Source organism: Bartonella sp. MR63HLJHH (assembly GCF_042194155.1).
GTDB lineage: Bacteria > Pseudomonadota > Alphaproteobacteria > Rhizobiales > Rhizobiaceae > Bartonella > Bartonella grahamii.
Window position 1 is genome coordinate 200,894 of sequence record NZ_JBHIMN010000002.1, and the last position, 26,499, is coordinate 227,392.

Consider the following 26,499-nt stretch of genomic DNA (forward strand, 5'->3'; position numbering starts at 1 on the left):
TAAAAGAATAATAGGTCTATGGAAGCATTCACAAAAAGCGCACACGCGTTGTGTTTAAAGCCTGTTCAAAGGCGCATGAAAAAACACCATGCGTAAACGGCTCAAATCCCTTTCGTTCCATCTTGAGAGACAGAAGCAATACGCAAGAGATTTGTCGCTCCAGGCGTTCCAAGGGGAACACCAGCTGTCACAAGAAAGCGATCTCCCCCTTTGCAAAAACCTTCCTGAAATGCAATGGCTGCTGCACGATCAACCATATCCTCTAAATTCCGTGCATCTTGCGCAACCACACAATGAAGCCCCCAAACTAAAGCTAAACGCCGTGCTGTTTCCACAATGGGAGATAAAGCAATAATCGGTCTATTGGGACGTTCACGAGAGGCGCGCACCCCCGTTGTTCCTGAAGCCGTATAGGCAACAATAGCTGCTAATTCAAGTGTTTCAGCAATCTGACGCGCGGCAAGAGAAATCGCATCTGTTCCTGTTGATTCTGGTGCTGGATGTTGTGCCCCAACCTGAGCTGCATAAGTGTGATCTTGTTCGATTTGCCGCGCGATTCGATCCATCATAAGCACGGCTTCTTCAGGATAACGACCAGAAGCAGATTCAGCAGACAACATCACCGCATCTGTTCCTGCATAAACTGCTGTAGCAACATCCGACACTTCTGCGCGTGTCGGAACAGGAGATGAGATCATTGATTCGAGCATTTGTGTTGCCACCACAACAGGCTTTCCTGCTAAACGACAAGCTTTTATGAGCTCCATCTGAAGTGCAGGAACCCTTTCCAAAGGCATTTCCACTCCAAGATCACCCCGTGCAATCATAATACCATCGGATACATCAATAATTTTCTCTATATGCTCCAAGGCTTGAGGCTTTTCGATTTTAGCCATCAAAGACACCTTGCTTTTCGTCAATCGACGTACCGCTATAATATCTTCTGGACGTTGAATAAAAGAAAGAGCAACCCAATCAACAGGCTGCTGTAAAAGAGTCTGAAGATCCTCTTTATCTTTTGACGTCATCGAATCAAAAGGCAAAATTGTATCGGGAAAACTGACACCCTTTCGATCAGAAATACGGGTTCCAGCAACCACGCGACACTGTACAGAATGACCATCACAAACTTGCGCACGCAGTTCCAGTTTTCCGTCATCAATCAACAACCGATCCCCTGGTTTAACAGCCGAAAATACATCCTCATGAGGGAAAAAAACACGCTGTGCATCACCTGACACATCGCGATTATCTAACGTAAAGCTTTGCCCAACACGCAAATCTTCTTGACCCTTAGTAAAACGACCCACACGCAGTTTTGGCCCTTGAAGATCGACTAAAATACCAATGGGTCGCCGAACTGTTTTTTCAACTTCTCGTATAGACTTGACCAAATCAACCATCATATCACGGTCAGTATGGCTCATATTAAGACGAAAAACGTCTGCTCCTGCCCTAAAAAGCTTCTCAATCATTTCACTGGAAAAAGAAGAAGGACCAAGAGTCGCTATAATTTTCACTTTACGTGCACGTTTCACGGCGGAGCATTTCCTGAAAGAGAAGGGACAACAGAATTGTTTAACAAAGACTCATCCGTCAACTGTACCATCCAACTGGTTTGATTTCCGGTATCGATTTCTTTAAATTCAGCCTTTTGATATCCTCGAGGGAAACAATCATGAACCCCTTGAATGGTAAATTGGCTATCTTGCACACACATGGTTACAGAGCCTGCCCAGTTCCCTTTTTTTTGTGCCCCTTCCGCATAAAAATAATAAAACCGTGAAGCAAGAGGCCCCTCAATTAAGGTTTTACACTCCGTCACGGGTACCGTCCACCAGCCTTCGCTCACCCACCCTGAAAATGTACGATATCCAAGAGCAACCCCTACAGACTGTTGGGTTGTATTACAAACCCTAAAGTCAGCTTTTGCAAAAACAACAAGGGGAAACAAGAGCAAAATGCTCAAGAGAAAAACCTTTAATCCTTTTTGAAACACCCAATATCGTTTTTTTAAAATCACAAAACTTCCTCTATGATGTCAAATTCTCAAAACAAATTACACACTTCTTTTTCAAAAGCTTTTCAAGTCTAAAACGTATATTTTTATATTTTTCTTTTTATAGCCCTTTTATCAATGCATATATCTTAAAAATTTTACAAAATATTTAAAGTCAATTTGTAAAAAAACAGTGTAGCTTGATTTACTTTTTGTTTTTCAAGCTTTTTCAACATAAATTCGTCGTCGAAAAACAACTTAAAATATATAACTTGGAGAAAAATACAATGAACGATACAGTAACCGATCAAACACACGCTATATCCGTAAACCAATTACGCTCTTTTATCGAACGTATTGAACGACTAGAAGAAGAGAAAAAAACCATTTCTGATGATATTAAAGACGTTTACACTGAACTTAAAGGCTCTGGTTTTGATAGTAAAGCTGTTCGAAGCATTATACGGTTGCGTAAAAAAGAAGAGCACGAACGAATGGAAGAAGAAGCAATCATTGAGCTTTATAAAAATGCGCTTGGTATGAATTAAAATCATTGATACCATTGGAAATTTTCTTAAGAAAAGAAAACGCAAAATGCAAAAAAAAAATGAATGTATAAAAATTTCACCCAACAATAAGCAGTTTGTGTAACTTGTAACGAGACTATCGGTCACAGAATACACAATATTGCAACAGCCCTCACATTAAAAGGATTTATACAGAGCATTTTTATCCTTGTCCTCCAATCATTTTTATCCACACAAACCCTCACTTGTACGCCAATCCAGTTTGTGATGTGCAAGAGAGGTGATTTTTATGATTAAACATCTATAGATTTGAAATGAGAAAGTCTTACGATATTGAGGACTCTCTTCCTTCAAATTGAAAAAATGAATGATGATGATAAATCAATTCATTATCTACGAAAAGAAACATATAAAGTGGTCAGCAGTTGAAATCCGCTAAATGAGAGTCTGAACTGTTTACAAAAGAAGAGGTGGTTAAGGATCTTCGTCTTTTAGGATAGGCAGAAATTCGGCATATTTACACATTTGATAAAAAGCCCCTTGATAGAACTTTTAACAAAACTTTATTCGAATCTATTAACGGGCTCATACAGATCATTGATTCGAGAGGTTAGAATGTGGTCTCTCCATTTTCCAGAAATCATCAAATAGTCTTTGGCATAGCCTTCTTTTTCAAAATGAAGGCTCTTTAATAAACGTTCGCTTTTTATGTTCTCAGGTATATAATTTGCCATCACTCTATGCAGATGATAAACATGAAAGATATGCCGTATTAGAGCCGATAAACTCTCAAACATGAGACCTTTGCCTTGTTGTTTTTCATCAAGAGAAAAACCAAGATGACAAGCTTGAAAAACACCCCGAACCACATTTGTAAAATTCACAACACCAATGACTGTTTTTTCATTTTTTAATCGTACGGCATATCGGTATGCTTGTCCTTGTGCACTTTCATAAGCAAATGCATTAGCTCGTATTTCCCAAGCTGTTAGGCTGTGGTAACCATCAGATCTAACAGGTTCAAAAGGACGCAGATGATTCGCATTACGGAGGTAATAAGAAGACAGTTCAGCTGCATCTTCTAAACCGATCAATGTGGAAATTGTTCGCTTTGTTTTAATTGCCATCATTTTCTCCTCCTCGAAATGTTACAATAACACGTTGATTTATCCTAACAAATCATCATTTTTAAACTTAAATCATAACGTCGAATACAGTAAGCTTTCCCCATCACAACACTTCTCACGTTAGAATCAATGAAGATCATTTGCTTTTCCGTCAGAAGCGGGGTTGGTGCATTTAGGATATAAGGTAAAGATAAGGGAATGTTTCTTATGAATGCTCTCAAATTCCAAGGGGGCTGTAGCAACATTGGGGACTGGCAAAGTATGCAATGGAACTAGCGTACTTCCATATACGAAATTTTGAAAAAACTCACGGCAAAGATAGTTTTGTTTCTTTGCCTTGTAAACTCAGAGCATGCTTGTTTTGCGCTATCATATCACTGCACCCGCATACAAATCCCAATGACCATCACCTTGAAAAGCTATATGTTACAGTGCGATCTAAAAAGTTTCTGCCATAACTCATCAACAACACTGTTCCCGCTAAATCAGCCACAAACTCTTGTAACAAATCCAAGAAAAGCGATGATGCAATACAAATCTTTTAAAATTTTTTAGATATTACCGTGAACACGCTTCCATTTCTTCGCGTAAAATTTCAAGTTCTAACCATTCTTCTTCTTTTTGTGTGCAAGTATTTTTCTTTTTTTCCAACGCTGTTGATAAACGCTCAAAACGCTCTTTATCACTGCGATAAAGAGCTGGATCAGAGAGCTCTTGTTCAATTTTTTTGATTTCATTTTGCAAAACAGCAATTTCTTCAGGCAATCTTTCCAATGCATAAACCTGCTTATAAGACAATTTACCTCGTGTTTTTTTCTCCCGCACTATCAAGCTATGATCTGTTGATGAGTCCTGCTTTGAAAGCTCTCCCACATGAGATTTTGAAGGTGCTTTACGCTGCGATAATTCTGTTTTTTTTCGTTGTAAACTCAGAGCATGCTGGTTTTGCGCCATCATATCACTATAGCCGCCCGCATACAAAACCCAATGACCATCACCTTGAGGTGCCAACATATGCGTTACAGTACGATCTAAAAAGTCTCTGTCATGGCTGACCAACAATACTGTTCCCGCAAAATCAGCAATAAATTCTTGCAACAAATCCAAAGTTTCCATATCCAAATCATTGGTCGGTTCATCAAGTATCAAAAAGTTTGCAGGACGTGAAAGAAGTCGTGCAAGCATGAGGCGTGCTCTTTCTCCCCCCGAAAATTCTTTAAGGGGAGTGCGTGCTTGTTCAGGCAAAAATAAAAAGTCTTTCATATAAGAAACTACATGCCGCTCCAGCCCATTGATCACAAGAGTATCACCTCTTCCTCCCGTTAAATAATGCGCTAAAGTTTCTTCTTCATTTAAAATACGTTGCTGATCAAGCAATGCCATAGAAAGGTTATAGCCATGACTCACCGTTCCACTATCCACGGCTTCTTGCCCAATTAATGCAGAAAGGAGCGTTGTCTTTCCGATACCATTGGGTCCTACCAACCCGATTCGATCACCACGCTGAATACGCAAAGAAAAATCTTTCACGATAATGCGATCACCATAGGATTTTGAAATTTTCTTTGCTTCAAGCACCAATTGCCCAGACTCATGACTTTTCGCTGCTGTCAAAAGTGCATTTCCAGGCTGCCCTTTATAGGTTTGATGACGCTGTCTTAAGTTTTTTAATTCGCCTAAACGCCGTACGTTACGCTTACGCCGTGCACTCACGCCATAACGCAACCATTGTTCTTCACGGGCAATTTGGCGCCCCAATTTATGCTGCTCAATGGCTTCTTCTTGCAACGCCTTATCACGCCAACTTTCAAATTCTGAAAAACGCTTTTCCAGTCTTTTGGTTGTGCCACGATCAAGCCATACCGTTGACCGCGTAACATTTTCTAAAAATCGCCGATCATGGGAAATCACCACAATCGCTGAACGCAAAGACGATAAAACAGCTTCCAGCCATTCAATGGTTGGTAAATCGAGATGATTGGTTGGTTCATCTAAGAACAAAATATCGGGTTTTGCAGCAATGGCCTGTAACAATGAAACACGCCGCTTTTCGCCTCCCGAAAGCGTTTCCAATTTTTCCGCCCCCGAAAACCCTAAATTTGTGCGAAGCGTATTGATCCACTGAACATCAGATATATCGTCCAGCCCCGCTTCCATATAAGCGTTAATATCTTCAAATCCTGAACAATCCGGATTTTGTGAGACATAACGGAGCGTCACTCGCGGGTGGCGAAAAATTTCGCCACCATGAGGCTCTAATATTCCTGCGGCAATTTTTAATAGGGTTGATTTTCCACAACCATTACGGCCAACCAGCGCGATACGCGCCCCCTGCTCAACCGATAAACAAGCTTGATTGAGCAAAGGCGTTTTTCCAAAATTTAAGAAAATGCGGTCAAGCCGCAGGAGCGGCGGCGCCATTAACGAACGCGGTGCGGACAAGGTGCTTTATACATCACCCCTCTTGCATCACGGTAAGCACACAATTGCCGTACAGGGACTCTTTGTGCACAAGGTGCTTGGTAAACATGCCCTCTACGACCACGATACGTGCACAATTGTGATGCCTGTCTTTGTTGTTTTCTTTGATTTGCAGCCGCACCTGTTACTGTTCCAGCCAAAGCACCAAATGCTGCACCGGTAAGTGCTGCTCCAGGAGTACTTCCAGCAATAGCAGTTCCAGCCAAAGCACCAATTGCTGCTCCTCCTACGCCGTAACGTGCAACGCGTTCATCGTTTGTGGTACAAGCGACTGAACTGAAACCAATGGCTGAAACAACAGCCACTTTAAAAATTGATTTTAACATATCAAAACCTTTCCTTCTCAAGATCAATACATAATATATCGTTTATGTCGGCACTTAATCACTAGGCCCCCCCCTGCCTTATTCAAAATATATTGGAAGAGCTTTATGGAATAGGCACAGACGCTAACAATATAGCTTTTCCAGAACCTAAATGGCAAGAAAAGGTTCCCCAAATACGGTTAGAAAGTGTTAAAGAAGAGCCAAATGACACATTTTTGTCACAAATTGGCCATTTTACCCCTGCAAGAGTTAAGCCTTTTAAATCAGAAAAACCGATAATACTAAACAAACATCCCTTAGGCAAATCATACGAACAAGGTCTTGGCAAAACCGGCCAGCCTTCTTCCAAACCGCTTGTCAACAACACTGAAATGCCCCTTTCAGCCATCACCAATGCTTGCGTCATATGAGAAAGGCTATGATCACTTCTTTCACCTCCCAAAGCACCGCACAAAATAAGCTTTTTAGCACCATTTTGCAGCGCTCTTTCGCAAGCTAGAGCACTATCTGTCATATCTTTATCAGAGGGAAAAATCTCACGCGGAACATGACTATATTCGCGTATTAAATTCTCATCCGATGAATCAAAATCGCCTAACCACAACTCAGGCAACACATTAAGCGCTGCCGCATGACGCATACCACCATCAGCAGCAATCACCCGACTGTTTTGAATTTGATTAAGCAAGCGATCAGTGATACAAACATCTCCATTTAACAATATCGTAAATGTTGTCATGCCATACTTTGCCTTTCACAAAATTTCCTTTATAGCGCACCCTTTTATCAGTGAGAGTCATTTTTTATAAACAAAAAGCGTGATATAGCCAAACGAATCCTTATCCCTGATGACTCTCTTGAAGAAACATACGATACAAAGATACAAATGCAATTTGCCAAATTACTCCGCAGAAACAATGTGCACCATGATCCAACGCACTCCATTTTTCAACGCAAGTTTCTTTTTCGCTCACGCCTGTATAAAGCAACTTTCATAAGTTTAACGTTTCTCCTTTCGGCTTGTCATACGCCCCTCTCTCAAAATGATAGGCTTTCTTCCACTTCTTCTAAAACGATCAAACGTACCAACAATCACAATATCTATGTCACATTAAGCGCTCTGCAACACCCACGTATTTTGCAAATGTATGGCGGCGCTTATTATGATGTAAAACTTGAACACCTTTTAGCAAAGATTGTCCGTAAACTGACAGTTGCATCCCATAGTTCTCATCAAAGCTATTCTGTAACCATTTTAAACTCAGAAAGTATTAACGCATTTGCGCTCCCCAATGGCGCGATCTACATCACTCGTGGTATGCTGGCATTAGCCAATGATTCTTCAGAAGTTGCAGCCATTTTAGCCCATGAGATAGCACATATTAGAGCCAATCATGGCATTTTACGCCTGCAAAAAGAAGCCCAATTAAAGATGGCAAATCACATATCTTCACATCTTCTTTCTTCTATTGGCAAAAAACTTCATAACCCTACGCAAAACAAGCAACAACTCGCGCAATTTTCCCGCAATCAAGAGCTAGAAGCTGATTCCCTTGCACTTGAAATGCTCCAACAAGCAGGATATGATCCATTTGCTTCACCACGCTTTCTTCAAACAATGGAAGCCTATAGTGCTTTGCGTAATATCTCCGGCACCCAAAATGCCTCTCTAGATTTTCTAGCCTCTCACCCAACCACCCCTCAACGCATTCGGCTTGCGATAGAAAAAGCGCGTAAAATAAGTAAAGGGAATAGTAAAACAACCGATCGCGATTCTTTTCTCAAAAGCATTGATGGCATGATTTTTGGAGGAGGATTTTATACAGGTTTTGTACGAGGCAACCAATTTATTCACCCACAGTTGCGCATAGCTTTCTCTGTTCCAAACAATTTTACAATAGAACATTCAGCACACACTGTTTGGGCCAGTGGACCAGATAAAATTGCGATTCGTTTTGATGCTATTCCGCATCCTGCTGGAATATCTGCGAGTGATTATTTGAAAAGCGGCTGGATTATCGGGCTAGACCAATCATCTATCCGCCCCATCACAATTCAGGGACTCCCCCATCAAGAATTTACGCGTCAAGGATTCCAAAGCCAAAGTTTACTTGGAGCACGAGCCCATGCTACCAATGAGCAATGGCAATTTGATGTAGTTGTCATTCCATTCAACAACCACATCTTTCGTTTTCTGACAGCCGCCCCACATAATTCTCAAAATTTTGTAGAGGTTGCCCAAAAAACGCTACAAAGCTTTCATTCTCTTTCATCTTCACAATTAAAAAAACTGAAGCCCTTAAAAATCCGTGTTGTCCGCGTTAAACAAGGAGAAAACGTTGCAAACCTAGCCAATAAAATGCAACACACACCAGATAAAGAAAAACTCTTTCGCATCCTCAACGCCCTCTCACCAACACAAACTTTATCCGCAGGTACAAAAGTGAAAATCATTACAGAATAAGCCTTTTTTCTCATCTGCTACAGTTTTGATTCTTTTCTATCTGTATGACTCCCTCCCCCTTAAAGCATATTCACAAATGAAGAGGGACATTTCAAAAACCAATTTCATCATACCTTCATACGACTCCGTTTGATACATACTTCCTCGAACTAATATCACCCCCAATCTTCCTCTGTTCATCAATAGCACCAAACACATCCCCAAGGAGGCATATCCCTAGACAAATCTGGCAATCCTCTAAATCCAACTTCATCATACTCTCATATACCCCCTTACTTATACGTTCTCTCTCTTCCTCCCACAAAGCCTTTCACTGCTTATATATCGTAAGCATCTTCTGAATGAACCGTAAGAAGAGCAGAACGCAATTTCTGCAAAGCCCGAGCTTCAATTTGACGCACGCGCTCTTTTGATATTCCTAACTTTTCACCCAAAACTTCGAGAGTTGCACCCTCTTCATTTAAGCGACGAAAGCGAATAATTTCCAACTCCCGTTCATTGAGAATTTGTAACGCGTCGTAAAGCCATTGTGTACGCCGTTGACCATCAATTACTTGCTCAATTAAAGCATCAGGAAGAGGACTATCATCCACCAAAACATCCATCTTAGCAATGGGATTATCACTGTTCTCAGAAACAGAAACACTCAAGGAATTATCAGAACTGGAAAAACGAAAATCCATCGTTTCAACATCGCGCACGGAAACGCCAAGCTTTTCAGCGATTGTGCGAAAAATATCCTGTTTTGACAAAGCACTATCATCTTGTATCAGCTTTGCACGCAAACGCCGAAGATTAAAGAAAAGTGCTTTTTGCGAAGAACTAGTTCCCCCTCGAACGATTGACCAATTTCGCAAAATATAATCTTGAATAGAAGCGCGTATCCACCACGTTGCATACGTTGAAAAACGCACTTCCCGATCAGGTTCAAAACGTGCAGCTGCTTCCAATAGTCCCACATACCCTTCTTGTACCAAATCCCCCAATGGCATTTTGAAACGTTTAAAACGGTTAGCAATAGCAATCACTAAACGCATATGAGCTGCTGCAATTTGATGCATGGCATCATCATCACGTTTGTCTTTCCACCGCAGAGCCAAATCATGCTCTTTTTGTCGTTCAAGATAAGGCGCTTGCATAGCAGAACGCATCATATTACGTCCTAAGCTTTTGTCTGCATCGCTATAATTTTTGCTGCTTTTATAAACAGCATTTGAAAGATTACCCATAATAACCCCTTGCGATTAAAATTATCAAAATTGATTTGGCAACGACATCATTGTTCTTTGCTTAAAAAGAACGCAAAAGTTGTTAACTTCTGTATCCACTACTTTAACGTGTATTTTTATAATCGCAATTGTTTTTTTTTACTGTCATGGTAAAATTTCTTGTCATAAGACACAATTTCACCTGCAAAATGCCTTTACAATATGCCTTTTAGCCTATGAAATATTTGAAAAAACTTTCTCTTCGCTTTTCATGACAAAACAGCAAAAAAAATAAAATGATCATGTAAAACAAAAGCTGTTTATTAATAACCGGTTCTGTTTCCTTTTAAATTGAAGAATTTATTTATGCTTTCATCTTTACAATACAACTAATAAGTGTAATTTGCAAATATAAAGCATCCAAACTGAATGAAAACTGAATAAAAAAAGAATCATCCAAGTTTTAAAGGCGCAAAAAGAAACAGCAAAAAACGACAAGAGTGATTGAAGCAAACGCAACAAACATGTTAAAGAAAAAGAAGCATTATGAAATTGTCGCAAAAAGCTTTTGACCAATTTCGCACTGAGAAAGAAAATGATCATGGATAGCAAGATTGTTCAACAGGATGAAATTCTTCAAGATGATATTCTCATTGAAAAACACGGAAGGGGTAAATTTGAAGGTTTTCGTTTTTATGCCAACAAAAACAGTACCGATCAAATAGCTGAGAAGCAAATTTCAACAGAGAATGAAAATTTGATTCTTGCTTTTTCCAAACGTGCAACACGTTTTTGTGCTTGTGCAAATGGAGATTTTACCCTCGGTTCTGATGGAATTGTGCGCTGGATTGGTCAGCCCGTAGGACAGCTTGTAGCAACAGAAGATTTTTTCAAACCAAAACTGATTGTTTTAGCAGATGAACAACTCACAGGAGAATCTCGCGATAACGTTGTGAAACGATTAGAACGCTTTGTCACCTTTCATTTTGAAACGACTTTAAAACCTCTATTTGATTTGCGTAATGCTGATAATTTAACGGATTCGACAAACAATCTTGCTTTACAACTTTTTAACTCTTTAGGGATTTTACCACGCCGCGAAGTCTTAGACATTGTCAAAGAACTTGCGCAAGAATCACGTGCCGTGCTTCGGCGTCTAGGTGTGCGTTTTGGCGCTTTTCACATCTATGTTGCCGGAATGCTTAAACCTGCTCCGGTTCAAGCCATTACTCTCCTGTGGAATCTTCAAAATGCGGGACAAGATCAAGCTGGTTTGGGTGAAATTTTGTCAGCATTATCTGCTGGTCGAACCTCTTTGATTGTTGACCCTACCTATAACCGCCAATTTTATCAATTAGCCGGCTACCGAATCTTAGGACAACGTGCTGTACGGATTGATATTTTAGAACGTCTCGCCAATCTCATCCGCCCCGCACTGCATTGGAAACAAGGAAGTGATCCCAAACCCGATGGCGCCTATGATGGCAAAAGTTTTTTTGTTACACCAGCTATGATGTCCATTCTTGGGGCTAATGGAAACGATATGGAAGAAATCCTCAAAGGACTTGGTTATCAATCGTACAGCATAAGCAATACTGTTTTTGAACAAAATCTCCTTGCACACCAAGCCTCTTCCCCTATCAATGAGACAATGCAAGATGTTCCCGCAGCAGAATGCGTTGGCAGTCAATGGAAAACAATAAGCGATTCAGAAACAACACAAGAAGAAAAAAATACCTCATACCCAAATACTTTATCCTCTGGTATTGAAAAACATCCCCATAAAACCAATCGTTTACCGGCGGCTGAACCTGTTGGGAATTTTGCCAAAACCCCTCTCCCTACAGAAGAAGATAAAGTTATTTTACTATGGCATTATAGACATCAATTTCATCACCACGCGCAAAAAAAACGTGATAAATTAGGAAATAAGTGGCAAAATAAATCGAAGAGCGCTGTAAAAAAAGGGGAACACACAAATGAAAATTCCCCTCAAGAAGCGCTATCACAAACAAAACGCTCTCATAAGTTCCACAAATCCCAAGGCAAACATGCAAATCATAAGCCTTTTCAAAAAGAAAAGCGCCTTAATCCTGATTCACCTTTTGCAAAACTAGCTATACTACGCGATCAACTCACCAATCATAAAAACACGCACACACTTTCCTCTAAAGAGAATTAAAATAACAAATGGAGTTTGATCTTGACCCACGTAGTAACCGACAACTGCATTCACTGCAAATATACGGATTGCGTTGAAGTCTGCCCTGTTGATTGTTTTTATGAAGGGGAAAACATGCTTGTTATCCACCCAGACGAATGCATCGATTGTGGTGTTTGTGTGCCAGAATGCCCAGCAGAAGCGATTTTACCTGATACAGAACCAGGATTAGAAAAGTGGTTAGAACTTAATCTTCATTATGCAGACAAATGGCCTAATCTAACCACCCAAAAAGATCCTCTTCCTCAAGCAAAAGAAATGGATGGCGTTCCAAATAAATTAGAAAAGTATTTTTCAGAAAATCCAGGAAGCGGCGAAGAGTAATGATACAGTGTACACCCTCCTCCTCCAACAATTGAAAGACTTCTCTTGTAAAAATAAAAAAATCCTTAAGCGAAATGATTGATTCTTTGGAAGTTTGATGTTAATGTTATTTTAACATGATCATCTTTCTAAGTATTTTTCTTTGCTTTTTATAGTAAAGCGATGTATTTTTTTTGGATTTAAAAGTACTCGGCTTTTATGCTCGCTTAATTGGTACAATATACTTGGTTAAAGAAAACTCAACCCTCAGGTTTATAACCTGTTTTCCGATACATTTGTTGATCATAAGGGAGTAAACTAAAATTATGGCATCCCAACATGGAACGTCTTCCAAGACCAAAGAATTTGCAACCTCTGAATATATAGTCTACCCTACGCATGGAGTAGGACAAATTATAGCGATTGAAGATCAAGAAGTTGCAGGACATAAATTAAAACTTTTTGTCATTCATTTCGCGAAAGATAAGATGGATGTCAAAGTCCCCATTGCAAAAGCCCTTTCCGTTGGAATGCGTAAATTATCTGCTAGTGATTCTGTCGACCGCGCCTTAAAAGTTTTACGTGGAAAAGCACGCGTTAAACGAACCATGTGGTCACGTCGTGCGCAAGAATATGATGCTAAAATCAACTCAGGAGATCTTATTTGTATCGCCGAAGTGGTCCGTGATCTTTTCCGCTCTAATCTACAGCCTGAACAATCTTACTCTGAGCGCCAACTTTATACAGCTGCTCTTGAAAGAATGGCCCGCGAAATTGCGGTTATTAATAGTCTTTCTGAAACAGAAGCTATCAATCTCATAGAGATGCATCTCTCCAACAAACCGAAACGCGAATTTAAAACTGAGAGAGAAGAAACAGATGAAAGCAGTAAAGCTGTCTACGCTGCATAACACACTCTTTCATCATAATGAGATATTTTGATAAAACCAGCTTTTGCTGGTTTTATTTTTTTAACATCCTCTCTGCCCTTAAGGACAAAGTTTCTTAACCTGCGCCAACCTATAAACAATCTAACTTTTCGACAAATTCCTTCTCCCTATTTGCTTGCTTCATAGATAACAAATTGATTAATCATCATAATCTAGCATTATTCATATTAAATTAGAATCTTGAGTATCGTAAGATTTCTCATTTCAAATTTCTCTCATGTTGAATCAATCAAAATCACTTGCTTTTCGGTCGCAAGCGGAGCTGATCTGTGAGTAAAAACTGTACAAAAAGAGCTAGTAGAACCGTCTCAAGCACCAAAGGATATACCAACATTGGAATCTGGCAAGATGTGTAAGGATGCGGGCTTGCTTTTTCATTAAGCGTAAAGATCATAGTGCCGTTTATACACTGCACCGAAACTTTACCATTTACCCTTCTACAAAACCATTATAACATTCAAAAACGCCGTCATAAAATGGATGCAACAAATATTTCTTTTAAAAAAAACGCGTGACAGTACAACATAAGCATATTTTGTCTTGGGCGCTCTATTTTGCATGAGAAGCATTCCCCATTAAAGAACGCGATAAACAAAAGCATGAAATAAACCATTATCTCCATTCTGTAACAGGCATTCCAAATACTTTTGAAAGTTTGTAAAGCTAACTTAAAAAAATAACAATACAAATGAGCGTTGATATTGCCCCTTGCAACTTCATATTTTTCCAAAATGAGGTTATATTCTCATTTCAGAGATTACGAGATATACGCAATATTCTTACTCCAATCGGACATACAAAATCTAAAACGATTCATAGAACTCTTAAAAGTCTTAACCTCTGTTTTAAACAGACCGCTAAAGATTAGATATTGATGAACAGATAACAAAAAAATCACAAACTTAGGTAAGCAACACCATAAAACCATTCATAAACCAGCGATGAACTGGAGAGTCATACCGGCTTTGATAAAATACCTCGCTCAACCCCATACATAAAACATCTGGTTCTAAGTTTACTTATTTTTACAAGCTGTTCGTAACAAATCCCTTATATTCACAAAAATAAGAAAAAATATATGGACAATTCTTAGTTCAAAAATATAAAAAGAAAGCGTGATATTCATAGAAAAGTCTCATGTGCCTTTATCATCAAAAGCACTAAAGATTATTGAATGTGTACACCTTCTGTCTTGTAACGGTTTTCTCTTTTCTGCTTATAAGAAAACACCCTGGTATCAGCATACACTAACCCCCAATATTACAAAAATCCTTACATTTGAAAGTATTCATTATAGACATTTTGTCCTTTCTTATAGAGTTTTTACCCACATACCAGCCCCACTTATGACCGAAAAGCAAGTGATTGCCATTGATTCAACATGAGCGAAATTTGAAATGAGAAAATCCTACGATAGATCTTTCATTCAAGACGCAAAAAAAACGAATGATCTTTATAAATCAATGTGATAAGGGCGACACAAGGAGACCTCAACATCCACCTTAAAGCGAAAATGCACGCCACAAACGTGCATTCACTCATGAATCAAAAGAAGTTTACTACTGGAAAAGAGATAAAACGCTCAGTCTTTAACCACTAAAACGGAACGCCCGCGATACATTCCCGTTTTCAAATCAATGTGATGAGGACGACGTAATTCACCAGAATTTTTATCTTCGATATAAGTCGGCGCCTTCAGAGCATCAGCCGAACGGCGCATGCCCCTCTTCGCTGGAGAGGTTTTTCGTTTAGGTACAGCCATAAAAAGACACTCCAAATCCATTAAAACAGAAAAAGCAATGTCAAAAATGACAATGCTTCATTTAAAAACACCATAAAATTTTAAGATGTTATACACTGATAAACAAGAAGAGGCAATGTCAAAATGCTCCTCCTCTTACCAAAAATGACCTTCTTTTTATCAAAAATGATGTCAAAATGATCAAATGAATATCAAAAACACCGCAAAATTTGAAAATTTTATACGCCAATGAAAGCATTCTCATAAGACCTTCATTCAATTTTTATTTGGCTTAAAAAGGGATTTGCACATACAATAGAGATACGGATAAAAAGAGAAATTGATTTTTAATAAAAAACGACGCCAATTTATGAAAACAAGAAAAAGCGACAACATTTCTCTTTAAAACTTCGTAATTTCATTTTTGTAAAAACAAAGGAAGCAAGAATGCACGAATTTACTACCCTTCTTGCAAAACATGGACACACCGTTGAAAAGCGGCTTGATACCCTGTTAAGTGATCAAATCCAAAATGGTGAAATTTCACGCCCTAAAAACTTAATCAAAGCCATGCGCTATGGCGTTCTGAACGGTGGAAAACGCCTGCGTCCTTTTCTTGTGATTCAAAGTGCTGCACTTTTTGATATCCCTGTAGAACATTCTCTTGATGTTGCATGTGCCTTAGAATGTATCCATTGTTATTCGCTCATTCATGATGATCTTCCCGCTATGGATAACGATATACTCCGGCGTGGAAAACCCACCGTCCATATAGCATTTGACGAAGCAACAGCAATTCTAGCAGGCAATGCTCTCTTAACATTTGCCTTTGAAATCATTGCCCATAAAGCCAGTACTTTATCTACAGACATTAGAATCAAACTGATCACGTCTCTTGCACAATCGGCAGGACTTGGCGGTATGTTAGGTGGACAAATGCTGGACCTTGCAGCTGAAAAAAAACCGCAAGGAAGTAGTGACATCATCACTCTACAACACATGAAAACAGCAGCCTTGATAAGCTTTGCTTGCCAAGCAGGCGCCATCATTGGCAATGCATCTAAAGAATTAACCGAAAAGCTTACTGATTTTGGTACCTATCTTGGTTTAGCCTTTCAATTAACCGATGACCTTCTTGATGTCACCGCCAACACGCAAACCCTAGGAAAAACTGCTGGGAAAGATGAAACGGCACAAAAAGCAACTTTTGTTCATCTTTATGGCATTGAAGAAACCCAAAAAAAGCGAGATACACTTATCAGTAAAGCAGAAGCATTCTTACATCCTTTTGGCGCTAAAGCACTCCCCCTCCAACAAGCAGCACACTTTAGTGCAATACGCAAAAATTAAACTTCATCTGCTCCATTGCACATAGTGTAAAACATCACCTTTGTTGAATGCATAATAGACTTTTCAAAGAAACGTTACCATTAATCTCCATTATAGTCCTTATCATGAAATGGGTGCGACAAATCTTGAGAGGGATTTCATTAAAACAAACCGCGTGAATTTATAACACAAGTGCATTCTGGGTATCCCATTTTGCATGAAAAATACCTTCCATTAAAGAATGAACGAAAGAAAATGTGAAACAATGCGCAATCACCATGCTTTAAAAGATATTACCGTGGATGCTTTAAAGCCGAATAAAAACGATCAAAAAGAAGAAAACTCGTTTTCTCCTTCATGTCTTTAATCTTCTAACGATAAGGCAAAAAATAAACAGGATAAGTATCAAACAAGGCATTTTATAAACCCGTAAAAAACAACAAAAGAAGTACAATGCCCTAAGTAAATGCCCTCAGTAGAGAATCGTAATTTTTATGCCTTTCCACGCTATCTTGTTATAGAAGATCAAATATGGTTACATTCTGTAAATTCACTCGTGTATTGCTTGATCTCTAAAAACACTTTTACAAAAGTACTCGTTGTTTAGTTCAAGCATCATTTTTTTGAAGCCCGTATTTAAAATATCAGAAAAAAATGAACACAATGGCTATTTTGATTTTTATGCCACCCTCAAAGAACAAAGTTTTTTAACCCAATCTGCTCTGTAAACAGTCTAGATTCTTAACCGAGTAAGTTCCTCTAGCTTTCCACGCATGCGATTCACTTAAACTAAAGACTCGATAAACAAGACTTAAGAATATTCACCATGCAATTTTTAAAATATTTAATGTGTCAAACAGACAACCTTCACCTCCCCTCAAATGACAGTGTATTACGGCATAATAGGATAAATAAAGTCATCAATTTCAATAGAACGAAAGACCAAAGCAGTATTATTACTAATCTCTCTTTTCTTCGCAAAAAAGCTACAAATAATTTATTTATAATGATAATTCAGCGTTATTCATATTGAATTAGAACTCTGAATACCGTAGGATTTTTTCATTTCAATCTGTGTATGTTGAATCAATCAAAATCATTTGCTTGCACCTCACAAACGGAGAAAGCCGCGTGGGGAAAAACATCAAAGAACGGATTAAAAAATACCTCTTATGAATCGTCTCAAGAGCCAAGAGCTGTAGCAACATTAGGGGACAGCAAAGTGAATGATAGTGTCGGCGCGCTCCTTCAAAAGTAGAAACATTTTTACAAAACTATGGAATAATTTCAATTTAATAATAATCACGATCACTGTAGAACTTTAATTCGTCACGCTCTTTATCTCGTTTATTCAATTCATCGCATAAAAAGAGAATTGATAAGATTAAACAGAGAATGATCATTGAAACAGAAAGATAAAAAAGGCCTTATTATTAATATAATAGCGCAATTTAATTTATAATAAGTACTTTTTTCAAGCTAAGTGTAAATTTCCTCCTTTAAGTGAAATTTTCTTATTAAGATGAAGAGCATCATTGTAAGTGAACCTATGCCTGTTGCCAAAGCTGGAAAATGCGTCCATCTTTTGAAGACATAACAAAAAACATGCAACATGGCTAAGAAAATATCGTGACGATCAATAGAGTATCATAGCCATTTAATATCCTTCGAGAGAATTTTGCCCATTACCCATTAAATGTCATTTGTAAGTTTTTCTTGGTTTCATCATGTCATATATCGTATTGAGCTCTATACAAAAACCCGCTATTTATTTAGTGTTTTCATTATGACAAGCTTCCATACTAGACACAAAGTCAATAACTTGTGTTATTGAGCTAATGCCATTTCCGCTTGAAGAATTAAGAAATTTTTTCGCATAATCAATCATGGGATCCGTAGAGTTCATAGACATATTATATGCCCAAATAAAATTGTTTTCTCTCCAATTATAGTCATAACGCAAACTGCTTATGACATTAGGAAACATTGCCCATGACATCTCCTCATTATAATTCACCGCGCAATAAATTAACAAAGCGTCCACATAAAACAATAAGTCTGTGATGATGCCATATAATATCAAATTTGAGCGCTATATTCTGATAACCACGGCTATATACGAAGTTTCTTGCTTGCTCTTGTTTTTGAAAATGTTCAAAAGCCTCTTATTTTCCATTTATCTATTCTTCGTAAAGTTTATTGTACTGCTCTAGACTATCCACGCGAGTACATCCCAACAATACCAATACAGAGACCAAAACCAAAGAGAAAATACTCAAAAATGAGAATGAAAGATGCCGTTATCTCAACAAGATCATTCATATTTTAAAGGAAACAGAAATAAAACGCGTTAGATATATCAACAATAAAATCGGTCATGAGGAAAGCCTTTTTGAACAGGCTAAAATTGTCCGACTGCTTAATGAGCTCTAATGAGATAAAGTGTTACCAGCAAGTAACCAATGAAAATGGGAAAACTGCTCCATCACCATTCCTTAATAAGCATATAATCCAGCACAATCATTTTCTTTATCAGCGTCCAATCTTGTCAGCAACTCTTGGTGCAATATTCATGAGAAGCATTTTTATTTTTTTAATGATTGTGATGCCACGCCCATTTATAACGTACAAGCAGATGACTTTGATTGCTTCAACATACATAGATTTGAAATAAGAATAACGGATAACATTCTGCTTTCCCATTCAACATGCAAAAACAATGATGCGCCTTAATAAATAAAAGCCTTGATCCACTATAAACCCCATGAAACACACGTGAAATACGTTACTATTTTCACTGAGATTTCTTTAGGGCTCCTTCTAAAAAAAACATTGCCAACAGATAAACCAATAAATAGATACCAAAAACATAAACGAGAGAGAAAAAGCCAAATATATCAACCATATACGCACTCATGTAAAAAAATACCAATAAGCTAAATCTCCCAACAGTTGACAAGAAAGATTCATATGTAGCCCTGAAATGATCACTAATACTATCGTGCAAAACAACTTCTACACGCAGATATGTATACTTAATTAAGTAAAAAATCATACAGACTAAAATAACAGCAATTTCTTTTTTCGGCTCAAAGAAAACCACTGTAAAAATCAGTGAACCCAAAAGAAACAGCAATAAAATAAAATTCACTCTTTCACTTAGTTTTGTAAAGAGAAAACTAGCCAAGAGCTGAGAGAGCAATATCAGTGAAAATGTCACACCAAGATCAAAATAAGTAACATTAATATTATGATCTTTAAATATCCACTGCCAATACTGCGAGAATATATTGAAAAAGATCAGTGAAAAATAAAAGCATAAAGAGATATAAGGAACTTTAATAAAAATAGACAACATCTCTTTAGCATCATAAATGAGAGAATTCGCTTTATTTGTTTTTTTCTCTCCTTTCAGGTCATCAAGAAAAAACAAACCAAATAGTGTTGTCATCAACATTAAAAACGCCGCAATATACCATATATATTGGCTAGAATAATCAGCAAAATATGCGCCAATTAAACTGAATATAAACATGCCGATGTAATTATATTGAGAGCTGGAACCAAGCACTTTTTTAGTCGATGTCAATTTTGCTTTTGCATATTGAACAAGTAAAGCATTATAAGCCCCAGCAATCAATGTCAGCGATAAGGCATTAAAAGATTCTGCCAAAAGAAAACCATAAAAGCTTGTAGAAAATCCCATGAGACATAGCCATGTAGCAGCAAAAGCCGCTGCCAAAACGATCGATATTTTATAACTTTTTCTATCGGCAAAATATCCCAGAGGAATGTCTGTAACCATCATAATAAAAGCCTGAAACGACTTAATGATCCCGATATCAATAAGAGTTAGCCCTTTTTCAAGCATATAAAATACAATAAAGGCACCTGTTAAAATTCTTATACCGTTAAACAAAAATCCAAATGCTAATATATTTGTCATCTATTCCCCAATAACGCCACGAAAGGTGTCAATACATCCTTTTATATAAAGATAAAAGCTTAAATTTTATGACAAATATGGCAATAGCCGCTATAGGATCTCCAATCCTATCAATTTGATATCCTGAAAATTGCTGGAAATAATGTCACATTTAGTTTGCTATTGGATCTGTTTGAAAACAGTATTATCAAGGAAAAATGCTTGAAACCAATGAAGAAGCGCATCAATTTATAAACGATCATCTTATTTCTCAACATGCAACCACAATGAGGACTGAATATTGATTTACAAGCAAAAATACAGCCTTTAATGAAGAAAAAATGCACTCCAAGAATTTATTTCAACCCTGTCCAAAGCGTGTATGAATATAATCACTCAAAAGCGCTTCAAATTCTTCAGCAATGTGATCACCCCGCAAAGTTTTTACCTTTTGTCCCTCAATAAAAACAGGTGCCGCAGGACTTTCCCCCACTCCAGGCAAAGAGATTCCAATATCCGCATGTTTTGACTCCCCCGGTCCATTGACGATACATCCCATCACGGCAACCTTCAAACTTTCAACGCCAGGGTATTTTTCACGCCAAATAGGCATATTTTTGTATAAATCTGCTTCAATTTTTTGCGCCAATTGTTGAAAGACCGTTGAGGTTGTGCGCCCACAACCAGGACAAGCCGCAACCACGGGCAAAAATTGCCGAAAACCCATCACTTGCAAAAGTTCTTGCCCCACCTTTACTTCTCGTGTCCGATCACCACCAGGTTTTGGTGTTAAGGAAATTCGTATCGTATCGCCAATACCTTGCTGTAATAAAATACCCAAAGCCACCGAAGAAGCAACAACGCCCTTTGTTCCCATCCCAGCTTCCGTTAATCCCAAATGAAGAGCATAATCACAACGTGCCGCCAAGGTGGTATAGACAGCAATAAGATCTTGAACATCACTCACTTTAGCAGAAAGAATAATTTTATCACGTCCCAATCCCATCTCTTCAGCCCAAAGAGCCGATTGCAGAGCAGACTGCACAACAGTTTCCCGCATCACTTCAGCAACCGATAAAGGATTTTCTTGCTGTGCATTTTCATTCATAAGCCGTGTTAACAACGCATTATCAAGAGAGCCCCAATTCACGCCAATGCGAATAGGTTTATGATACCGACAAGCAATCTCAATAATTTCTGCAAATTGACGATCTTTTTTTGCGCCAAAACCAACATTTCCAGGATTGATGCGATATTTTGCAAGCGCCTCAGCACACGCAGGATGCTCAGATAAAAGCTTGTGTCCAATATAATGAAAATCCCCAACCAATGGTACAAAAAATCCTAACCTCTCCAATCGCTCCCGTATTTTTGGTACAGCTGCCGCCGCTTCATCACGATCAACAGTAATCCGAACCAATTGTGAACCAGCTTGCCAAAGAGCAGCCACTTGAGCAACAGTTGCATCAACATCAGCCGTATCCGTATTGGTCATTGACTGTACAACTATCGGGCTCTGCCCCCCAACAATCACATCACCAACAGCAACACCAATAGACCGACGACGCTCAAGTGGTTTAGATAAAAAATAGGTCGTACTCATCAAGTCCTCAAATTTTTAAAACCTGCGCTATCAATCATCATTTACATTGACTTCCTCCGCGCTTCAAAGGACGAAAATTACACCGCCCCCCAATCTTAACAGATTACTCTCAAAAGGTTCCACCTACTAACCACTGATGCAATTCAACTCATAGGTGCGATTCATCCTATAGACGCACCGGATAAGTTTTACTACTTCTGTTCAAGTTTATACTTCTACACTTGGGTGATTCAAAAAGAAACCGAAACCAAACAGAGACAATACTGTATTTTTAAGTTGCATGCCTATACCGTACATCCACATCATCGCAAAACGTGTTTTACAACACAACAGATAACGCCTATCAAAGCGCAATTTTTAAAAATTGCATGAAAGACACCGCCAAATTAATCCAACACATTGATTTATAATAATCTATTTTTTACAAATTTGAATAGAAAACCCAAATATCGTAAGATTTTCTCATTTTAAATCTTCTTAATTGAATCAATCAATACCACTTCTCCTAAAGCCGCAAGAGAACATGTAGATAAAAATTCTTTATAAACTATTTCAAGTGCTAAAAGCTATCCCAACACTTTAAACAAACAAAAAAATGAAGACACCGACTTACATCTTTATGAAATAAAGATGATAGAATGAATTCTACACCATTTTGTAAAATTTTTTACCTCACATCCTTAACAAACACCATCATGAAATGAACTCGAGCACATTAAGAAATTCCTCATTAAACCCAAACTCTTAATTCTCATCTCACCCACGCGCGGCATTATCAATGCAACCTTTCAATTTTCAAGCCGTTATAGCAAAACCCCAAACACAATTCCAACTGTCACGCAACAATTTAACACATGAAGGAGTCAATAAATGTGTCTATTTTCACCCAACGCCAAAAATGCTAAAATTAAAAAACGTATAGCACAATTAAAAAGAGAGCTGGTCCCCGTAAATCATTGGAGTTCTCAAAATGATAGCTTTGAAAACATTTCTGAGCTGTTTAACACATGGAAACAAAAAGGCCGTCACGCGCTTTATCACCTCAACGAACATGCTACAGAATTAAAGAAAAAAGCGAAAGAAAATCCTAAAAAAACCCTCGCACTAGCAGCAGGAGTCGTTTTAGTAAGCTTCTTGCTGATCCGTAAAAATTAACAACACAACCAACAACCTTCCCTTTTAATGCCCGACTCAAAGCGGGCATTTTTTATAGTTTACAAAATATAAAATTTACGTCTTTCCCCCTAACTTTACACTTTCCTCCAAAAGATAAGTTTTCATCCATCCCGCCAGTCTATTATCCAATTTTCTATCTGGCAGTCCCCTACCCCTGTCCTCAAAACACGCGGTGACACCACACTTCAAAGGACAGTGTTGTGAGAAATTATAAGAAAATTTTTCAACATTGCATCCATCCCGCTACTGAGTTAGTTCAAAAGAAATGGAAGTGAGTAAACATGCATGCGCTTTAATATTCTAAGGAACATTAATTGACATCATGATATAGAAGTATAAGAAGCCTAAGAGCTTTAAAAGATGTATTATAAAAAACCAAACGAAATCTTCCAATGTGAATACCCATTTGCTATAAGTAAATGACACAAGAATTAAACTGAAAAAACCCAAAATTTATCCTCCAGAATCGACCCGCTGCGAAGTATCCACATACGTAACCACAGACATCCCAGGAATGAGTTTTTCAATCCCTTCCTGCCCAGGATCTAAAGCAATCCGTACTGAAATACGTTGCGCAATTTTGATAAAATTACCAATTGTCGTATCCGTTTTTAACAATGAAAATTCTGAACCTGTAGCAGGTGCAAAACGAACCACACGCCCTGTTAACTTTTTGTTGTTCAATGCATCAACAGAAAAAACAACCGGTTGTCCCACACGCATCTGAGAAAGTTGCGTTTCCTTATAATTAGCAATAATCCAAATATCATCAGAAATAACAGAGACCAATTGTGTCCCCGGCATAACATATTGCCCTACCCGCGCTCCAACCAATCCAATATAGCCTGTTCGAGGAGATAAAATCTTTGTGTGATCGAGATTAAGTTTTGCCAACTCAACACTCACCTTCGCTCCCGCAACTTCTGACTGTAAACTTTGCCGTTCAAGATCCAATTGTTTTTGCAATTGGCGTTTTGTTTCGAGAGCTGTCAAGAGTTGTGAAAGAGGGCGAGAAACAGAACTTGCCGCATCACCAAAGCCTAACTTTTTACTATCTGGAACAACATTGGAAAATGCTCGTGACCGCGCCAATTCCACCTCTGCTGTATTAATTTCGCCCTGCAAAAGCTGTGCTTGCAATTCAATACTTGCCAGTTTTGCATTTTTTGAATCGAGAACAGCCTGTGCCCGTGCAAGCTGCTGCCGAAAAAGAGAATCATCGAGCTCAAAGAGCAGCATTCCCTTTTCAACGCGTTGATAATCTTGCACATAAATCCGTGCGATCACCCCAGAGATCTGTGAACTAACCAGAGTAACATTTCCCTTAATGGAAGCATTATCCGTTATTTGAATGTTACTCACAAAAGGAGGAAGTCTCCAAGCCCACAAAATCAGCAAAACCCCCGTAATACCCGATAGGAATGCAACAATCGTAGCTTTTGACCGTAATGTTTTTATCATTTTTTGCACCCCTCTTCTATGACATTACTCTACTTTTCTAATGCACGCAAAGAGCATGACTTAACAATCATTGTGGCAAGAAAAATAACGAATACAACCATTGAAATATAAAAATAAAGCCGAAAAACGTCATCATAAGCAAAAATATTTGCTGTTAACTTAAATTTCTCTATCAACATAGAAGTACCCTGCTCACTTCTCAAGCCATTGGGAACAGAAACACCATAAGAAGGCGAAAATAAAGTATTCATCTCACCAGAAATAAGCGGATCAGTAATAATAATATTTTGTGTTAAGGACTCAAAGTTCTTATGGGCAAAATAAAACTGAAGGCTGCCAAAAAAAGCCGACCCCATCAATCCCCCTGTCACTTGCGTTAGCAAAAAAACAGCAATAAAACTTAAAACGTAACGCGGTCCTCGCTCACCAGCGATCACAAACCCTTTGAAAAGAGCAGGAGGCAAAAAAAGTGCATAACTAAAACTCACCAACCCTTGGCTCAACATCATATCTTGTGGGCGCGTTAAATGGTTTACATGACTATCTAAATAAGCTCCCAACGCCAAACAACCCAAAGACAACAAATAAAAATAATCCTCACGCCCTGCCCGTAAAAAAAAGACACAAACAGCCCCCCCTAACAGAATCCCTAATGTCACCGCAAGATACATGGGCGCCATCTCACGATTGAGCAAACCAAAAAGATTAAAAAACCCTACAGGCAAATTTGACCGCTCCAATAAAAAAACATGAAAAATAAATAAAATAAAAACAGATTGGACCATTTCTTTACTGAAAATCCAACGTAAATCAATCAACGGTTTTTCTCTATTAAGCTCAATAATAATAGCAATAGCCAACGAGAAAATAGCAAGTGCGAGCCCCCAACCAATCCATGGTGCTTCATACCACCAATACAATATGCCAACAGACATGATCACAGCATTTAATCCAAGACCAAGAGCAATCAAACCATAGCTTATCCAATCTAATTTTTGAATAACCTTACTGCGGACAACAGGAGTAAGAGGCAAAGTATAGATACAGACCAAGCTGATGAGAACCATCCCCATTTCCAGAGCGGAAAGACTGGAAAAGCCACCATTTTCCAGCAAATCAGGAGAAATTAAACGTGATAAAGGTGCCGCTAAAGCCGCATTCATATAATTCAAACTAAGACCAACAGTAAACTTCTTTGCTGGAGCAAAAGCCTCCATCATATAAAGCAGCGCAAGCGAAGCCAAAGGAGCAGCAGCAATCCCAGCAAAAAAGCGAATAATCAATGCAGAACGCAAATCCGTAACAAAGAGTTGCAACACGCAAACCAAAACGAAGCCAAGGATTGATAATTCAGCAAAAGCACGCAACCCAAATTGATAGCGGATTTTGATCAACATAATCGCTACACTCACATTTGGCGCCATATAAGCCGCTACCAACCATGTTGTCTCGGTTAAAGTTGCGTGAAAATCACCCGTAAGATGGACAATGTTAGACTGAACAATATTAGCCCCTAAACCATAAGCCCATTGCAAAATAAGAGAAGCAAAAATATAAACAAAACATTTTGGCAAAGGTCCTGCAAAAATACGACCAGGACGAGGAAAAGGTTTTCCACCCCTTTTAGCAAACACAACCGTACTCTTTTTTCCGCTCAT

General features: G+C 38.4%; 20 protein-coding genes. 7 read left to right on the forward strand and 13 right to left on the reverse strand.

Annotated elements, in window-relative coordinates:
• Positions 1-101 precede the first annotated feature (101 nt).
• Both pyk and ACFIKQ_RS02285 read right to left on the reverse strand, forming a co-directional pair.
• Positions 102-1,538 carry a pyruvate kinase gene (gene pyk, locus ACFIKQ_RS02280; protein ID WP_375655785.1) on the reverse strand — a complete coding sequence of 479 codons (1,437 nt, stop codon included), beginning with the start codon at positions 1,536-1,538 and terminating at the stop codon, positions 102-104.
• The gene (locus tag ACFIKQ_RS02285) at positions 1,535-2,023 is read right to left on the reverse strand and encodes a DUF1036 domain-containing protein (protein WP_375644447.1); all 489 of its coding nucleotides are present in this window, start codon (positions 2,021-2,023) and stop codon (positions 1,535-1,537) included. The genes pyk and ACFIKQ_RS02285 overlap by 4 nt, the downstream gene beginning before the upstream one ends.
• 263 nt (positions 2,024-2,286) lie before the next feature.
• On the opposite strand from ACFIKQ_RS02285, the gene ACFIKQ_RS02290 reads away from it, so the two are divergent.
• Positions 2,287-2,547 carry a DUF2312 domain-containing protein gene (locus ACFIKQ_RS02290; RefSeq protein ID WP_005774567.1) on the forward strand — a complete coding sequence of 87 codons (261 nt, stop codon included), beginning with the start codon at positions 2,287-2,289 and terminating at the stop codon, positions 2,545-2,547.
• A gap of 542 nt (positions 2,548-3,089) precedes the next feature.
• On the opposite strand, the gene rimJ is transcribed toward ACFIKQ_RS02290, so the two are convergent.
• From rimJ to ACFIKQ_RS02310, 4 genes are all read right to left on the reverse strand, one after another.
• A complete protein-coding gene (gene rimJ, locus ACFIKQ_RS02295) occupies positions 3,090-3,653 on the reverse strand; it encodes a ribosomal protein S5-alanine N-acetyltransferase (RefSeq protein WP_375655832.1) in 564 nt (187 codons plus the stop codon).
• 558 nt (positions 3,654-4,211) lie between these two features.
• Entirely contained in the window at positions 4,212-6,074 is a 1,863-nt protein-coding gene (locus tag ACFIKQ_RS02300) for an ABC-F family ATP-binding cassette domain-containing protein (RefSeq protein ID WP_375655834.1), read from the reverse strand.
• A complete protein-coding gene (locus tag ACFIKQ_RS02305) occupies positions 6,074-6,460 on the reverse strand; it encodes a hypothetical protein (RefSeq protein WP_015856972.1) in 387 nt (128 codons plus the stop codon). The genes ACFIKQ_RS02300 and ACFIKQ_RS02305 overlap by 1 nt, the downstream gene beginning before the upstream one ends.
• A 103-nt stretch (positions 6,461-6,563) precedes the next feature.
• Positions 6,564-7,199: a thiamine diphosphokinase gene (locus tag ACFIKQ_RS02310; protein WP_375647356.1), complete on the reverse strand. Its 636-nt coding sequence runs from the start codon at positions 7,197-7,199 to the stop codon at positions 6,564-6,566.
• A 147-nt stretch (positions 7,200-7,346) separates the two neighbouring features.
• Between ACFIKQ_RS02310 and ACFIKQ_RS02315 the strand changes: the two genes are divergently transcribed.
• Positions 7,347-8,924: a M48 family metalloprotease gene (locus tag ACFIKQ_RS02315; RefSeq protein ID WP_375635510.1), complete on the forward strand. Its 1,578-nt coding sequence runs from the start codon at positions 7,347-7,349 to the stop codon at positions 8,922-8,924.
• A gap of 317 nt (positions 8,925-9,241) precedes the next feature.
• On the opposite strand, the gene ACFIKQ_RS02320 is transcribed toward ACFIKQ_RS02315, so the two are convergent.
• Positions 9,242-10,153 (reverse strand): RNA polymerase factor sigma-32, encoded by a 912-nt coding sequence (locus ACFIKQ_RS02320; protein WP_015856975.1) that lies wholly within the window; start codon positions 10,151-10,153, stop codon positions 9,242-9,244.
• A 580-nt stretch (positions 10,154-10,733) separates the two neighbouring features.
• Between ACFIKQ_RS02320 and ACFIKQ_RS02325 the strand changes: the two genes are divergently transcribed.
• The 3 genes from ACFIKQ_RS02325 (at position 10,734) to ACFIKQ_RS02335 (ending at position 13,567) form a co-directional block, all read left to right on the forward strand.
• On the forward strand, positions 10,734-12,314 hold the full coding sequence (locus tag ACFIKQ_RS02325; RefSeq protein WP_375655787.1) for a hypothetical protein: 1,581 nt from the start codon (positions 10,734-10,736) through the stop codon (positions 12,312-12,314).
• A 21-nt stretch (positions 12,315-12,335) separates the two neighbouring features.
• Positions 12,336-12,677 (forward strand): ferredoxin FdxA, encoded by a 342-nt coding sequence (fdxA, locus tag ACFIKQ_RS02330; RefSeq protein WP_375635508.1) that lies wholly within the window; start codon positions 12,336-12,338, stop codon positions 12,675-12,677.
• 305 nt (positions 12,678-12,982) lie between these two features.
• The gene (locus tag ACFIKQ_RS02335; protein ID WP_375635507.1) at positions 12,983-13,567 is read left to right on the forward strand and encodes a CarD family transcriptional regulator; all 585 of its coding nucleotides are present in this window, start codon (positions 12,983-12,985) and stop codon (positions 13,565-13,567) included.
• Between the two features lie 1,621 nt (positions 13,568-15,188).
• Here ACFIKQ_RS02335 and rpmF read toward each other — a convergent pair.
• The gene (rpmF, locus tag ACFIKQ_RS02340) at positions 15,189-15,368 is read right to left on the reverse strand and encodes a 50S ribosomal protein L32 (protein ID WP_005774555.1); all 180 of its coding nucleotides are present in this window, start codon (positions 15,366-15,368) and stop codon (positions 15,189-15,191) included.
• Between the two features lie 426 nt (positions 15,369-15,794).
• Between rpmF and ACFIKQ_RS02345 the strand changes: the two genes are divergently transcribed.
• On the forward strand, positions 15,795-16,697 hold the full coding sequence (locus tag ACFIKQ_RS02345; protein ID WP_375652697.1) for a polyprenyl synthetase family protein: 903 nt from the start codon (positions 15,795-15,797) through the stop codon (positions 16,695-16,697).
• Positions 16,698-18,444: 1,747 nt separating this feature from the next.
• On the opposite strand, the gene ACFIKQ_RS02350 is transcribed toward ACFIKQ_RS02345, so the two are convergent.
• The 3 genes from ACFIKQ_RS02350 to ispG form a co-directional block, all read right to left on the reverse strand.
• Entirely contained in the window at positions 18,445-18,663 is a 219-nt protein-coding gene (locus ACFIKQ_RS02350; RefSeq protein ID WP_375644443.1) for a hypothetical protein, read from the reverse strand.
• 807 nt (positions 18,664-19,470) lie between these two features.
• Complete coding sequence (locus tag ACFIKQ_RS02355; RefSeq protein WP_375655789.1) at positions 19,471-20,622, reverse strand: MFS transporter; 1,152 nt, start codon at positions 20,620-20,622, stop codon at positions 19,471-19,473.
• 340 nt (positions 20,623-20,962) lie between these two features.
• Entirely contained in the window at positions 20,963-22,204 is a 1,242-nt protein-coding gene (gene ispG / locus ACFIKQ_RS02360; protein ID WP_375635501.1) for a flavodoxin-dependent (E)-4-hydroxy-3-methylbut-2-enyl-diphosphate synthase, read from the reverse strand.
• Between the two features lie 870 nt (positions 22,205-23,074).
• On the opposite strand from ispG, the gene ACFIKQ_RS02365 reads away from it, so the two are divergent.
• Positions 23,075-23,359: a hypothetical protein gene (locus tag ACFIKQ_RS02365; RefSeq protein WP_375635500.1), complete on the forward strand. Its 285-nt coding sequence runs from the start codon at positions 23,075-23,077 to the stop codon at positions 23,357-23,359.
• A 474-nt stretch (positions 23,360-23,833) separates the two neighbouring features.
• Here ACFIKQ_RS02365 and ACFIKQ_RS02370 read toward each other — a convergent pair whose 3' ends face one another.
• Positions 23,834-24,841 carry an HlyD family secretion protein gene (locus ACFIKQ_RS02370; RefSeq protein ID WP_375647351.1) on the reverse strand — a complete coding sequence of 336 codons (1,008 nt, stop codon included), beginning with the start codon at positions 24,839-24,841 and terminating at the stop codon, positions 23,834-23,836.
• A 29-nt stretch (positions 24,842-24,870) separates the two neighbouring features.
• Positions 24,871-26,499 (reverse strand): MFS transporter, encoded by a 1,629-nt coding sequence (locus tag ACFIKQ_RS02375; RefSeq protein ID WP_375644440.1) that lies wholly within the window; start codon positions 26,497-26,499, stop codon positions 24,871-24,873.